This window comes from Roseovarius sp. THAF8 (genome assembly GCF_009363735.1).
Taxonomy (GTDB): Bacteria; Pseudomonadota; Alphaproteobacteria; order Rhodobacterales; family Rhodobacteraceae; genus Roseovarius.
In genome coordinates this window covers 2,761,375-2,773,845 of the sequence record NZ_CP045410.1, presented here as the reverse complement: position 1 = coordinate 2,773,845, position 12,471 = coordinate 2,761,375, and the positions used below count along the sequence as shown (strand labels likewise).

Annotated in this window: 12 protein-coding genes and 1 pseudogene; 4 read left to right on the top strand and 9 right to left on the bottom strand. The window is 67.7% G+C overall.

Features of this window, described 5'->3' with window-relative positions; genetic code table 11:
* Positions 1 to 139: 139 nt before the first annotated feature.
* The 7 genes from FIU85_RS13565 to FIU85_RS13535 form a co-directional block, all read right to left on the bottom strand.
* On the bottom strand, positions 140 to 619 hold the full coding sequence (locus tag FIU85_RS13565; protein WP_152497271.1) for a hypothetical protein: 480 nt from the start codon (positions 617 to 619) through the stop codon (positions 140 to 142).
* Complete coding sequence (locus FIU85_RS13560; RefSeq protein WP_152497270.1) at positions 616 to 1,098, bottom strand: RNA pyrophosphohydrolase; 483 nt, start codon at positions 1,096 to 1,098, stop codon at positions 616 to 618. Before FIU85_RS13560 ends, FIU85_RS13565 begins: the two co-directional genes overlap by 4 nt.
* Complete coding sequence (locus FIU85_RS13555; protein ID WP_152497269.1) at positions 1,095 to 3,107, bottom strand: M3 family metallopeptidase; 2,013 nt, start codon at positions 3,105 to 3,107, stop codon at positions 1,095 to 1,097. The genes FIU85_RS13560 and FIU85_RS13555 overlap by 4 nt, the downstream gene beginning before the upstream one ends.
* Positions 3,085 to 4,149 (bottom strand): HesA/MoeB/ThiF family protein, encoded by a 1,065-nt coding sequence (locus tag FIU85_RS13550; RefSeq protein WP_152497268.1) that lies wholly within the window; start codon positions 4,147 to 4,149, stop codon positions 3,085 to 3,087. The genes FIU85_RS13555 and FIU85_RS13550 overlap by 23 nt, the downstream gene beginning before the upstream one ends.
* Positions 4,149 to 4,604 (bottom strand): dUTP diphosphatase, encoded by a 456-nt coding sequence (gene dut / locus FIU85_RS13545; protein WP_152497267.1) that lies wholly within the window; start codon positions 4,602 to 4,604, stop codon positions 4,149 to 4,151. The genes FIU85_RS13550 and dut overlap by 1 nt, the downstream gene beginning before the upstream one ends.
* 80 nt (positions 4,605 to 4,684) lie before the next feature.
* Positions 4,685 to 5,878, bottom strand: coding sequence for a bifunctional phosphopantothenoylcysteine decarboxylase/phosphopantothenate--cysteine ligase CoaBC (gene coaBC / locus FIU85_RS13540; RefSeq protein WP_152497266.1), 1,194 nt, complete (start codon positions 5,876 to 5,878; stop codon positions 4,685 to 4,687).
* A 137-nt stretch (positions 5,879 to 6,015) separates the two neighbouring features.
* Entirely contained in the window at positions 6,016 to 6,894 is an 879-nt protein-coding gene (locus FIU85_RS13535; RefSeq protein WP_152493914.1) for an RNA polymerase factor sigma-32, read from the bottom strand.
* Between the two features lie 102 nt (positions 6,895 to 6,996).
* Here FIU85_RS13535 and FIU85_RS13530 point away from each other — a divergent pair, with 102 nt between their 5' ends.
* The 4 genes and pseudogenes from FIU85_RS13530 (at position 6,997) to FIU85_RS13515 (ending at position 10,660) form a co-directional block, all read left to right on the top strand.
* The gene (locus FIU85_RS13530; RefSeq protein WP_152497265.1) at positions 6,997 to 7,497 is read left to right on the top strand and encodes a bifunctional adenosylcobinamide kinase/adenosylcobinamide-phosphate guanylyltransferase; all 501 of its coding nucleotides are present in this window, start codon (positions 6,997 to 6,999) and stop codon (positions 7,495 to 7,497) included.
* Entirely contained in the window at positions 7,494 to 8,069 is a 576-nt protein-coding gene (locus tag FIU85_RS13525) for a histidine phosphatase family protein (RefSeq protein ID WP_152497264.1), read from the top strand. Before FIU85_RS13530 ends, FIU85_RS13525 begins: the two co-directional genes overlap by 4 nt.
* Positions 8,070 to 8,127: 58 nt before the next feature.
* Positions 8,128 to 9,006, top strand: coding sequence for a glutathione S-transferase (locus FIU85_RS13520; RefSeq protein WP_152497263.1), 879 nt, complete (start codon positions 8,128 to 8,130; stop codon positions 9,004 to 9,006).
* A 138-nt stretch (positions 9,007 to 9,144) separates the two neighbouring features.
* Positions 9,145 to 10,660, top strand: a pseudogene (locus FIU85_RS13515) (YifB family Mg chelatase-like AAA ATPase).
* Here the strand turns inward: FIU85_RS13515 and FIU85_RS13510 are convergent.
* Positions 10,638 to 11,534 (bottom strand): alpha/beta hydrolase, encoded by an 897-nt coding sequence (locus FIU85_RS13510; RefSeq protein WP_152497262.1) that lies wholly within the window; start codon positions 11,532 to 11,534, stop codon positions 10,638 to 10,640. The pseudogene FIU85_RS13515 and the gene FIU85_RS13510 overlap by 23 nt on opposite strands.
* Positions 11,531 to 12,466 carry a glutathione synthase gene (gshB, locus tag FIU85_RS13505; RefSeq protein ID WP_152493920.1) on the bottom strand — a complete coding sequence of 312 codons (936 nt, stop codon included), beginning with the start codon at positions 12,464 to 12,466 and terminating at the stop codon, positions 11,531 to 11,533. Before gshB ends, FIU85_RS13510 begins: the two co-directional genes overlap by 4 nt.
* Positions 12,467 to 12,471: the final 5 nt, after the last annotated feature.

Sequence of the window (12,471 nt, the reverse complement as noted above, 5' to 3'; positions counted from 1 at the left end):
CCAGCCAAATCGCCGTGCCGTGGGGGCGGCCCGGCGATGCGCGGCGGCCTACGGCCTTGATTCCGCGCGGCCCCACTCCACCCGTCCCGGACCCGATCCGGCACCTCGTAGGGTGGGTGAAAACCCACGCGCGCCCTCCTCACTTCAACGGCACACACTCCAACCCGCCGATACAGGTCTCCACCTGCCTTACCTGCTCCACCGACGGCTCCGGAAACGCCCAGCTGCCGCAGGGGTCCGCGACCATCACCAGGTTCCGCCCGTGTTTCTCAAGAAACACCAGATACTCCACCCCCGACTGCGCCCCGCCACACCACGGGCCAAAACACTGCACTTCCAACGTGATGTCCCGCGCAAACGGCGTCGTGAAACCGGCCCGCGACAGCGATGTCCCCTCCAGCCGCGCCGGAATCGTCACGTTGCGCCTGTCGTTGTTGGTCCCGTCGTTCTTCGGCAACCGGGTTTCGTCAAAGCGCAACGCGCCCGAAACCACCACATAGGCCTGCTCCGCCTCCGACGCCTCGTTGTAGGTGCGCGCCACATCCGGCCGCAGGCACGACAGCGCCAGCGCCGGTCCGGCCGCCAGCACCAACGCCATACTCGTCAAAAACACCTTCATAGCTGATCCCCGAACGCGGCCATCACCTTGGCGTAAACCCCGCGCTTGAACGGCACGATGGCGTCCACCACGTCCTCGGGCGCGATCCATTTCCACTCCGAGAACTCCGGCGGCGGGCCGCTGATATCCACATCCGCATCGACCCCGTGAAACCGCATCAGATACCATTTCTGCATCTGCCCCCGATACCGTGCCTTCCACAGTTTCGGCACCAGCTCATGCGGTAAATCATAGGGGATCCACTCCGGCGTCTCCGCCTCGACCGTCACCAGATCGGCCTTCACCCCGGTCTCTTCCCACAACTCGCGCAGCGCCGCATCGCGCGGCTCCTCGCCCTCGTCGATGCCCCCCTGCGGCATCTGCCAGGCATCGTACTCGCTGTCGATCCGCTGGCCGACGAAAACCTTCCCGTCTCCATTCACCAGCATCACGCCCGCGCAGGGCCGATAGGGCAGTTTCTCGATCTCTTCCGGTGTCATTCGGCCAGCCCCCGCCCTTTCAAGAGCGCCTCGACTCCGGGCATCCGGCCCCGGAAGGCCAGGTACAACTCCTCCGCCTCGCGCGAGCCGCCCATCGACAGTATATGCTCCTCCAGCGCCTTCGCCTTTTCCGCGTCGAACGCCCCGCCCGCCTCTTCGAAGGCGGCGAATGCATCGGCATCCATCACTTCCGACCACATGTAGCTGTAATACCCGCTCGAATACCCGTCACCGCTGAACACATGCGCGAAATGCGGCGTCGCGTGGCGCATCCGTATCGCGTGCGGCATCCCCATCTCCGCCAGCACCTCGGCCTGTTTCGCCATCGGATCGTCGGGCGCCTCCCCCTCGTGGAACGCCAGATCGACCATGGCCGAGGCCACGTATTCTACCGTCTGGAACCCCATATCGTAAGTGGCAGCGCCCAGCACCTTGTCCAGCATTTCCTGCGGCATCGGCTCGCCCGTCTCGGCATGGGTGGCGAATTCCGACAGAACCTCCGGCACCTCCAGCCAGTGTTCATAAAGCTGGCTCGGCAACTCCACGAAATCCCGCGCCACGGACGTCCCCGAGATGCTCTCATAGGTCACGTCCGACAGCATCTGGTGCAGCGCATGCCCGAACTCGTGAAAGAGCGTCCGCGCATCGTCATAGCTCAAGAGCGCCGGATCGCCCTTGGCGAAATTGCACACGTTGATCACCACAGGCCCCTTCACATCGGGAAACTTCCGCTGGCCCCGCATAGCCGAGCACCAGGCCCCCGACCGCTTCGATCCGCGCGCAAAGTAATCCCCGATGAACACAGCCACGTGACGCCCCTCGCGCGTCACCTCCCACGCCCGGCAATCGGGATGATAAAGTGGCACGTCCAGCCGCTTGAACTCCAACCCAAACAGCCGATGCGCACAGGCGAACGCCGCCTCGATCATCCGGTCCAGCTGCAGATACGGCTTTAGCGCCGTCTCATCCAGGTCATGCTCAACCTTGCGCCGCTTCTCCGAATAGTACCGCCAGTCCCACGGCTCCAAAGGCCCATTCACGCCATCCTCGCGCATCATCTCGGTCAGCGCTTCGGCATCCGCCTCCGCCTGCGCGCGCGCCGGCCCCCAGACATCCATCAACAGGCCGCGCACCGCCTCGGGCGTCTTGGCCATCTCGGTCTCCAGCTTGAACGCGGCGAAACTCTCGTACCCCAAAAGCTTCGCCCGCTCCTCGCGCAGCTTCAGGACCTCGGCGGCAATCCCGCGGTTGTCCGTTTCGCCGCCATTGGCCCCGCGCGACGTCCATGCGGCATAGGCCTTCTCGCGCAAATCCCTCCGCGGCGAGAACTGCAGGAACGGCACGATCAAGGATCGCGACAGGGTAATCACCGGCCCCGCCGCCCCCTTCTCCTCGCCCGCAGCCCGGGCCGACCGCACGACGAACTCCGGCAGCCCTTCCAGATCCGCCTCGCTCAGCTCCATGAACCACCCCGCCTCGTCCTTCAGCAGGTTCTGCGTGAACGCCGTGCCCAGCTCCGCGAGCCGCGCGCGTATCTCTCTCATCCGCGTGTCCGCGTCGCCGTCCAGCCCGGCCCCGGCCCGCCGGAACCCGCGATGGGTCAGCAACAGCACCCGCGCCTGCTCCTCGGTCAGCCCAAGGTTCTCGCGATCCTCCCACAGCGTCGCGATCCGCTGGAACAGCGCCTTGTTCCCGTAGATCTCGGACGAATACGCGGCCAGCTTCGGGCTGAACTCCCGCTGCAATTCCTGCCGCCTGTCGTTGCTGTCGGCCCCTGCCACGGTAAAGAACACCGACAGCACCTTGTCCAGCCTGTCGCCCGCCACTTCCAGCGCCTCCACCGTGTTGGCGAAAGTCGGCGGCTCGGGATTGTCCGCAATCGCCGCGATCTCGCCTCGCGCCTCCTCCAACGCGGCCTCGAACGCCGGCGCGAAATCCTCGTCCGACACCCGGTCGAACGGCGCCATCTCGAACGGCGTCTCCCACTCACTCAACAGCGGATTGGTCATCTTGCTCTCCTCGTTGGCCGCACACAGGGCACTCCGCCCGGCGGCTCAGTGATATCTTCCGGCTTTCCCCATATAGGGCATCGTAAATCAGCATTTCACCCCGCAGCGCCGCGCCCGCGCCGGCGATCACCTTGACCGCCTCCACCGCCATCATCGACCCCACCACACCCGGCAACGGCCCCAGCACGCCGGCCTCAGCACAGCTCGGTGCCAGCCCCGGCGCCGGGGCCTCGGGAAAGATACACTGGTAACACGGCGCGCCCTCCGCCGGGTCGAACACGCTCACCTGTCCTTCCCACTGCGACAAGGCCCCCGAAATCAAGGGCTTGCCCTGCGCCACCGCCACCCGGTTCGCCAGGTAGCGCGTGTCGAAATTGTCCGTGCCGTCCAGGATCAGATCATACTCGGCAAACAAGTCCGCCGCGATCTCCTCGCTCAACCGCCGCTGGTAAGGCCGCATTTCCACGTACGGATTCACCGCCTCCGCCGCCTGCGCCGCCGAATGTACCTTCGGCATGTCGATCCGCGCATCGGTATGGATCACCTGCCGCTGCAGGTTCGTCGCATCCACAACGTCGTCGTCGATCACCCCGATCCGGCCCACGCCCGCCGCCGCCAGGTACAGGATCGCGGGCGAGCCCAGTCCCCCGGCCCCGATCACCAGAACCTTTGCCTGCTTCAGCGCCTTCTGCCCCGGCCCGCCGATCTCGCGCAGCACGATGTGCCGCGCATAGCGCTCCAGCTCCGTCGGCGCGAACAGGCCCTGGGGCTTTTCCGGCTCCGGCTCGGTCACCCGCCCCCGCAACCGGCGCAGCACCTGCCGGTACGCCAGCACCAGCGCCACGCCGCCTCCCAACAGCAGCCAGGGTGCCGCCTCGCCCCCCGTCGCCTCGCGCAAGCCATTTCCGTCCGGCAGCACCAGCTGCGTCAGCACGACGAACGCCCACAAAGCACCGATCATGCCCCAACGCTGCCGGCGCGGCGCGCCCATCCACGCACCAAGCCCCCAGATCGCCCCGGCCAGGATCAGCACCAACAGCATCAGCTTGCCCCCGTGGACCCGAAACCGCCCGCCCCGCGCGCGGTGTCCTCAAGGGTTTCCACCACCTCGAACCCGGCCTGCACCACCGGCGCCACCACCATCTGCGCGATCCGCATCCCGTGCTCCACCGTGAACGGCGCATCCCCGGCATTCATCACGATCACCCCCAACGGCCCGCGATAATCGCTGTCGATCGTCCCGGGGCTGTTGGGCAGCGTGATCCCATGCTTCAGCGCCAGCCCCGACCGGGGCCGCAGCTGCACCTCGTACCCTTCCGGTATCGCCAGCCGCAGCCCCGTCGGCACCAGCGCCCGCGCCCCCGGCGCGATCACCACCGCACCCCGGTCGGGCAGGTTGGCGCGCAGATCGGCCCCCGCCGCCCCCGCGGTCTCATAGCTTGGCAGGCCCAAATCGCGATCCGCGCCCTCGTCCCACATCACCGAAATGCTCACCATGCGCCGGTTCTTCCCGCTTTTCCTCTGGCCATAAATATCCTCGCCGAAGGCATGAACCTCTTCCGGCGCACCATCCGGTTTCAGCCCAACGCTGCCGCGATGCGCTCCGCAAGCCGCCGCGCCACGTCCGCCTTCGACATGCGCGGCCATACCTCGGCCCCGTCTGCCGTGATCAGCGTCACCGCGTTCTCGGTGCCGCCCATGATCCCCGTCGCCGGGCTCACGTCATTGGCCACGATCCAGTCGCAGCCCTTGCGCGCCCGCTTGGCCGTCGCGTGGTCCACCACGTCATCCGTCTCGGCGGCAAAGCCCACCACCAGGCCGGGCCTGCCCTCCGTCATCCGGCTGACCTTGGCCAGTATGTCCGGGTTCTCGGCAAACTCCAGCATCGGCAGCTTGCCGCCCTCTTTCTTGATCTTGCTCGCCCCCGCGCTGGCAACACGCCAATCCGCCACGGCGGCGGCAAAGATCCCCGCATCGGCGGGAAGTGCGACCTCGACCGCCTGCAACATCTGCTGCGCGGTCTCGACCCTCACCACCTCGACCCCCTCGGGCGGGGCCACATCCGCCGGCCCGGTGACGAACACCACCTCCGCCCCCGCGCCCGCCAGCGCCCTGGCAATCGCCGTGCCCTGCGCGCCGGACGAGCGGTTGGCGATGTACCGCACCGGGTCGATCGGCTCATGCGTCGGCCCCGAGGTCACCACGATCCGCTTGCCCGCCAGCGGCCCGGCCGCCAGCCGCGCCTCTACCGCCGCCACGATCTCCAGCGGCTCCGACATCCGGCCCGGCCCATGCTCGCCACAGGCCATGTCGCCCGCATTGGGCCCGACAAACCCGATCCCGTCGCCTTTGAGGGTCGCGATATTTCTCTGCGTCGCCGCATGCTCCCACATCCGCACGTTCATCGCCGGCGCCAGCAGCACCGCCGTATCCGTCGCCAGCAGCAGCGTCGAGGCCAGGTCATCCGCCTGCCCCCCGGCCATCTTCGCCATCAGGTCCGCCGTCGCCGGGGCCACCACGATCAGATCCGCACTGCGGCTCAATTCGATATGGCCCATCTCGGCCTCGTCCGTCAGGTCGAAAAGATCCCGGAACACCTTCGTGCCCGCCAGCGCCGACACCGACAGCGCCGTCACGAACTCCGCGCCGGCCTTCGTCAGAACCGGCGTCACCGAAGCACCCCGCTCGCGCAGCCGCCGGATCAGGTCCAGCGCCTTGTAGGCCGCGATACCGCCCCCGATGATCAGCAAAATACGTTTTCCGGCCAGCATGCGAAGGCTCCCTTCCGTCTCGGCCAGACACTATGCCCGGACCCCGCACGGCACAAGGCCCGCCACCCGGCCACGAAAAAACGCCGCCGCACCCCGCGACAGCGTCATTTCTCGTCTACCGAAGCCTCTTGAAAGACTCAGGCCAGCAGGCTTTGCACCTCTCCGCCCTGCTTTTCCAGATACTTGCGCATCTTCTGGAACGCCGCCGCCTCGATCTGGCGCACGCGCTCCTTCGACAGGCTCAGTTCTTCGCCAAGGCTCTCCAGCGTCCGCGCCTCGTCCTTCAGCTTGCGCTGCACGACGATGAACCGCTCGCGCTCGTTGAGCTTGGACATCGCACCGCCCAGCCAATTGCGCAGCGCGCTCCGGTCATGATCTTCCTCGACCAGCTCGTCACCGCGCTTGCCGTCATCCTCGATCGTGTCGATCCACTCGCGGCCCTCGTCCTCGGTCGATTGCGTCGCATTCAGCGAGAAATCCGTGCCCGACAGCCGGCCTTCCATCATCTCCACGTCACGCAGCGGCACGCCCACTTCGATGGCGATCATCTCTCGCATCTGGTGGCGGTCCAGCGTCTCTCCCTTGGCCATGGATTCGCGCTCCAGCCGCGCCTGCACCCGCCGCATGTTGAAAAACAGCGACTTCTGACTGCTGGTGGACCCGGTGCGCACCATTGACCAGTTGCGCATCACGTAATCCTGGATGCTGGCCTTGATCCACCAGACCGCATAGGTCGAAAACCGCACGCCGCGGTCGGGGTCGAACTTGTCGGCAGCCTTCATCAGGCCCAAACCCGCTTCCTGGATCAGATCGTTCATCGGCGCGCCATAGCGCCGGTATTTCGAGGCCATCGAGATCGCCAGTCGCATGTAAGCGGTGATCAGGCGATGCAGCGCCGCCTCGTCCCGCTGGTCGCGCCAGGCATAGGCCAATGTCAGTTCGGTCTCGGCGTCAAGCAGTTCGGCCTTCATCGCCGCGCGTGACATGTTTGTGCTGAAATTGCCATCCAAGGCCATGGTCAAATACTCCCGGTCGCGATTGTAATGCAGCTTTTTCGCAGTCTTTGGTGGTGGTACGCAGGGGTTCAACGCGCGGATCACGAAAAGGATGCAAAAAAAATGTTGCCGGGACTAAGTTTCGTTTTAGGAAGCATCGGATCGGGCAAAACGATCTTCGCCGAAAACCTGGTCCTCGGCACCGGGCGCACACCCGTCGCTTTGGTGACCACACCCCCTGACGATACCGGAATTCAGGCCACTCTCGACCGGCGTCAGGCCGCGCAGGCCGCCTGGCAAACCCGTCACGACCCGCTCGATATCGGCCGCACCCTCGCCGGGATCAGCGGCGACAGCGCCGTGCTCGTCGATGCGCTGCCGCTCTGGCTGGTCAACCGGGCCGAGGCCGGCCACGACCTCGCAGAGGCCGAGGCGGAACTGATGGCCGGCCTGGCCCTCTGCGCCGCGCCCGTCGTGATTGTCTCCCGGGCGCCCGAAATCTGCGAAGACGCCACGCTGCGCGCCGCCCGGGGCCGGCTGAACGTGAAACTCGCAGCAACGGCCGGCCTCGTCGTCAACGTGATCGCCGGCCTGCCGCAGGTGCTGAAAGGCGACCTGCCGTGAAAACGCGGCTCTTCTGGGTCCGCCACGGCCCCACCCATGCCAGGGGCCTCGTCGGCTGGGCCGACCTGCCCGCCGATCTCTCCGACACCGCGCGCATCGCCCGGCTGGATGCCCACCTGCCGCGACCGGCCACGCTCGTCTCCTCCGACCTCACCCGCGCCGCCGCCACCGCCGACACGCTGGCCGAACACCGCACGCGCCTGCCCCACGAGCCCGCCCTGCGGGAACTTCACTTCGGCGACTGGGACCTGAAGTCCCCCGACGACATCGAGGACCAGGTCCATTACCGCGCCTTCTGGGACAACCCCGACGCGGTGCGCCCGCCCTCGGGCGAAACCTGGTTCGAACTCGGCGCTCGTGTCAACGCCGCCACCGACGCGCTCATTGCCGCCCATCCCGGCGCCGACCTGGTGATCGTCGCTCATCTCGGCGTCATCCTCACCCAGCTTCAGCGCGCCCTCGACCTCACCGCGACCGAGGCGTTCTCGCACAGCATCGCCCCCCTCTCGGTGACCGAACTGAACCACACGCCCTCCGGCTGGCACGTGGCGGGCATCAATCACACCCCGTGATGCACACCCGCACAAATGATCGCTTTGCGCCGTCCCGCCCCCGGCCTAACGTCCCCCCATGACTTATGACCTTTTCATCGGCGACCGCACCTTCTCGAGCTGGTCCCTGCGCGGCTGGCTCATGCTGGAAAAGTTCGGCCTTCCGCACCGCACCCACACGGTCGGACTCTATGACGGCACCATGGCCGAAGACCTCAAGGACCTCGCCCCGGCCCGCCTCGTGCCGGTGATGCGGGACGCAAACGGCATCGTCATCTTCGACAGCCTCGCCATGGCCGAAACCCTGGCCGAACGTCACCCCGACGCCAACCTCTGGCCCGCCGACCCGGCCGCCCGCGCCCTCGCCCGCTCGATCACCGCCGAAATGCATTCCGGCTTTTCAGCCTTGCGCGCCGACTGCCCGATGCAGCTTCGGCACCAATGGCAGGGCTTCACCCCGTCCGACGCGGTCCAGGCCGATCTCTCCCGCATCGGCACGCTCTGGGCCATGGCCCGCACCCGCCACGGCGCGGACGGCCCCTGGCTCTTCGGGCGCTACAGCCTCGCCGACGCCTTCTACGCCCCCGTCGCCGCCCGCATCGCGGGCTACGCCCTGCCCGTTGGCAAGACGGCGCAGGCCTATGTCGACACCACGCTGGCCGACCCGGCCTTCCGCCAGTGGCGCGCGCTCGGCCTCACCAAGTCCTACGATCCCGTCCCCTATGACCTGCCGCTCGACCACGCCACGTGGCCCGGCCCCCGCCCCGTCCCGGCTCGCGCCGTCACCGATGGCACGCCCGAAAACACCGCCTGCCCCTATTCCGGCAAGGCGCCCACGCACCTGATGGAAACCGGCGGGCGCATTTTCGGCTTCTGCAACGCCACCTGCCGCGACAAGACCGTCGCCGACCCCGACGCCTGGCCCGCCTTCACCGCGATGCGCGACGCCGAGACCTGACCCGCCTTTTCCTCTGGCCCCAAATATCCCCGCCGGAGGCTCCGACGTCCGCCACCGGCGCGACCTCGAAGACGGTTAACCATTCCTAAACCACTGGCGCGCTATCCGTTAACCATTCTCAAGGAAACGGAGTCCCCCATGGTCGCCCGCGCCTATACCGTCGCCTTCGAGGGCGTCGAGGCCCGCCAGGTCGAGGTGCAATGCGCCGTCACCCCAGGCGTCCCGGCCTTCTCGCTCGTCGGCCTGCCCGACAAGGCCGTGTCCGAGGCCCGCGACCGCGTTCGCACCGCACTCTCGTCCATGGCCATCGCGCTGCCCTCCAAGCGCATCACCATCAACCTCTCGCCCGCCGACATGCCCAAGGAAGGCAGCCATTTCGACTTGCCCATCGCCCTCGCCCTGCTCGCCGCGCTCGAAATCATCCCCCCCCGACGCCGTCGAGGGCACGTGCAGCTTGGGTGAGCTCTCCCTCGACGGCTCGCTCGTCTCCGTCATCGGCGCTCTTCCCGCCGCCATGGCCGCGGCCGAGGAAGACCGCACGCTTCTCTGCCCCAAGGGTTCGGGGGCCGAGGCCGCCTGGGTCGGCGCCACGCAAGTCATCGGCGCCGCCACCCTCGCCGACGTAGTGCGCCACTACACCGGCCAGTCGCCCCTGCCCCCGGCGGAACCGGGCGAGGTCACCGCCGACGCCTCGGGCCGCGACCTGCGCGACGTCAAGGGCCAGGAACGCGCCAAGCGCGCGCTTGAAATCGCCGCCGCCGGGCGGCATCACCTGATGATGGTCGGCACGCCCGGCTCGGGCAAATCCATGCTCGCGGCCCGCCTGCCCGGCATCCTGCCGCCCCTGACGGCGCCCGAGGCGCTGGAAACCTCGATGATCCACTCCCTCGCGGGCCTCCTGACCGAGGGCGGCATCAACCGCACAAGACCTTTCCGCGAGCCGCACCACACCGCCTCCATGGCCGCCATCGTCGGCGGCGGGCGCAGGGCAGGCCCCGGCGAGATCAGCCTCGCCCATAACGGCGTCCTCTTCATGGACGAGTTTCCCGAATACCCCCGCGCGGTCCTTGAGACCTTGCGCCAGCCGATCGAGACGGGCGAGGTCGTGGTGGCCCGCGCCAACGCCCATGTCCGCTATCCCTGCCGCTTCCTGCTGGTGGCCGCCGCCAACCCCTGCAAATGCGGCTACCTGCCCGATCCGGCCCGCGCCTGCGCCCGCGTTCCCCAGTGCGGCGAGGACTACATGGGCCGCATCTCCGGCCCCCTGATGGACCGCTTCGATTTGCGCATCGAGGTCCCACCGGTCAGCTTCACCGATCTCGACCTGCCCCCCTCAGGCGACAGCTCAGCCCAGGTGGCCGAGCGGGTCGCGTCGGCCCGGGCGGTGCAACATGCGCGCTTCTCGGGCCGGCCCGACATGCGCCTCAATGCCGATGCCGAAGGCGAGGCCCTGGAAGAGATCGCCACGCCCGACAGCGAAGGCCGCGCCCTTCTGAACACCGTGGCCGAACGCATGGGGCTCTCGGCGCGCGGCTATCACCGCGTCCTGCGCGTCGCGCGCACCATCGCCGATCTCGACGGGTCCGAGGACGTCCGTCGCCCCCACGTGGCCGAAGCGGTCAGCTACCGCCTCACGACGATGAAAGAGACCTGATCCAGTCCCCCAGGTCCGCCAGCGTCTCGCGCCCCTCGGGCAGCAGGTTGTGGAACAGTGGCCAGACATGCGGCAGCTCGTGTTCGACCACCTCCGTCACGTCCACGCCCGCCGCCCGCAAATGCGCCGCCATGCGGACCGTGTCGTCGCGCAGCACTTCCGTGTCGCCTACCCCGATCCACACCGGCGCCGCGCCCTCGAACCCGGCGAATAGCGGCGAGACGCGCGGGTCCTTCGGGTCCGTGTCGCCAAGATACCACTCGCACATCTCCTCGGCCCGCTCGATCGGCAGCACCACTTCGCTCTCGGCGTTTTCCCGGATGCTATCGCCCGAAAAGGTCAGGTCTGTCACCGGCGACAGGGCGATGCAGCCCAGTGGCGGCGTCAGCCCCTCCCGCGTGATCTCCGCCAGCACCGCCAGCGCCAGGCATCCCCCCGCGCTGTCGCCCGCCAGCACCACGCCGCCGGGGCGGTCCATCACCGCGCGGTAAGCCGCCATGCAATCGTCGAACGCCCCCGGAAAGGGCGTCTCCGGCGCAAGCCGGTACTGCACCAGCGCTGCCGGCGCCCGCGCCTCGCGCGACAACACCGCCAGCATCTTGCGATAGACCCGCGGGCTGCCGAACACGAAGCCCCCGCCGTGGAAATACAGGATCAGCGGCCCGTCTTCGCGCCCCACGCCCAAGGCCCAGGTCCACAGCACCGGCACCTCGCCCAGCTCGTCCTCGGCCACCGAGGTGCCGCGCGGCGCGTGGAACAGAACCTTCGCCTTGGTCTCGAAAGACCGGCGCGCCTTGGCCACCGTGGCCTTCCGCAAATGCGGCTTCTCGGTCAGCCGCAGCCACCGGTTCAGCAGTGGCCGCATCACGCTCATGCGCGTTTCGCCTCGATCGCGTCCCAGATCCTGCCGGCCACGTTGATCCGGTCGAACCGCTCCAGCTCCTGAATGCCGGTGGGCGAGGTCACGTTGATCTCGGTCAGGTACTGCCCGATCACGTCGATGCCTACGAATATCTGCCCCGCCTCGCGCAGCTTTGGTCCGATGATGGCACAGATCTCGCGGTCCCGGTCGGTCAGCGCCACCTTCTCGGGCCGCCCGCCCACATGCATGTTCGACCGCACCTCCCCTTTGCCGGGCAAGCGGTTGATCGCGCCCACCGGCTCGCCCTCCACCAGGATCACGCGCTTGTCGCCGTCCTTGATCTCGGGCAGGTATTTCTGGACGATCAGGGGCTCGCGGCTGAACCCGGTGAACATCTCGTGCAGGCTCGACAGGTTCCGGTCGCTCTCGGGCAGGTGAAAGACGCCCGCGCCGCCATTGCCGTAAAGCGGTTTCAGGATCACGTCGCCATGCTCGGCCTTGAACGCGCGGATGGTATCCAGATCGCGCGCAATCGCCGTCGGCGGCATCAGCTCGGGAAAATCGAGAATCAACAGCTTCTCGGGAAAGTTCCGCACCCAGAACGGGTCATTGACCACCAGCGTCGTGTCGCGCACCCGCTCCAGCAGATGCGTCGTGGTGATGTAGAACATGTCGAAGGGCGGATCCTGGCGCAGCCACACCACGTCGAACTCCGACAGGTCCGCCACCCGCTCGTCGCCCAGGCTGAAATGATCGCCCTTCACCCGCTGCACGGTCAGCGGCCAGCCCCGCGCGGTGATCCGCCCCCGGTCATAGGCCAGCTTGTCCGGCGTATAGTAGAACAGGTCATGCCCCCGCGCCTGTGCCTCCTCGGCCAGGCGAAAGCTGCTGTCCCCGGCAATGTCGATCCCGCCGATCGGATCCATCTGAAAGGCTATCTTCATGGGCC

Bases quoted from the DNA above. Each gene is read 5' to 3' on its own strand.
- FIU85_RS13535 (WP_152493914.1), bottom strand. From the start codon at position 6,894: ATGGCCTTGGATGGCAATTTCAGCACAAACATGTCACGCGCGGCGATG.
- FIU85_RS13520 (WP_152497263.1), top strand. From the start codon at position 8,128: ATGACTTATGACCTTTTCATCGGCGACCGCACCTTCTCGAGCTGGTCC.
- coaBC (WP_152497266.1), bottom strand. From the start codon at position 5,878: ATGCTGGCCGGAAAACGTATTTTGCTGATCATCGGGGGCGGTATCGCG.
- gshB (WP_152493920.1), bottom strand. From the start codon at position 12,466: ATGAAGATAGCCTTTCAGATGGATCCGATCGGCGGGATCGACATTGCC.
- FIU85_RS13530 (WP_152497265.1), top strand. From the start codon at position 6,997: ATGTTGCCGGGACTAAGTTTCGTTTTAGGAAGCATCGGATCGGGCAAA.
- FIU85_RS13550 (WP_152497268.1), bottom strand. From the start codon at position 4,149: ATGCTGTTGGTGCTGATCCTGGCCGGGGCGATCTGGGGGCTTGGTGCG.
- FIU85_RS13510 (WP_152497262.1), bottom strand. From the start codon at position 11,534: ATGAGCGTGATGCGGCCACTGCTGAACCGGTGGCTGCGGCTGACCGAG.
- FIU85_RS13565 (WP_152497271.1), bottom strand. From the start codon at position 619: ATGAAGGTGTTTTTGACGAGTATGGCGTTGGTGCTGGCGGCCGGACCG.
- FIU85_RS13560 (WP_152497270.1), bottom strand. From the start codon at position 1,098: ATGACACCGGAAGAGATCGAGAAACTGCCCTATCGGCCCTGCGCGGGC.
- dut (WP_152497267.1), bottom strand. From the start codon at position 4,604: ATGGTGAGCATTTCGGTGATGTGGGACGAGGGCGCGGATCGCGATTTG.
- FIU85_RS13555 (WP_152497269.1), bottom strand. From the start codon at position 3,107: ATGACCAATCCGCTGTTGAGTGAGTGGGAGACGCCGTTCGAGATGGCG.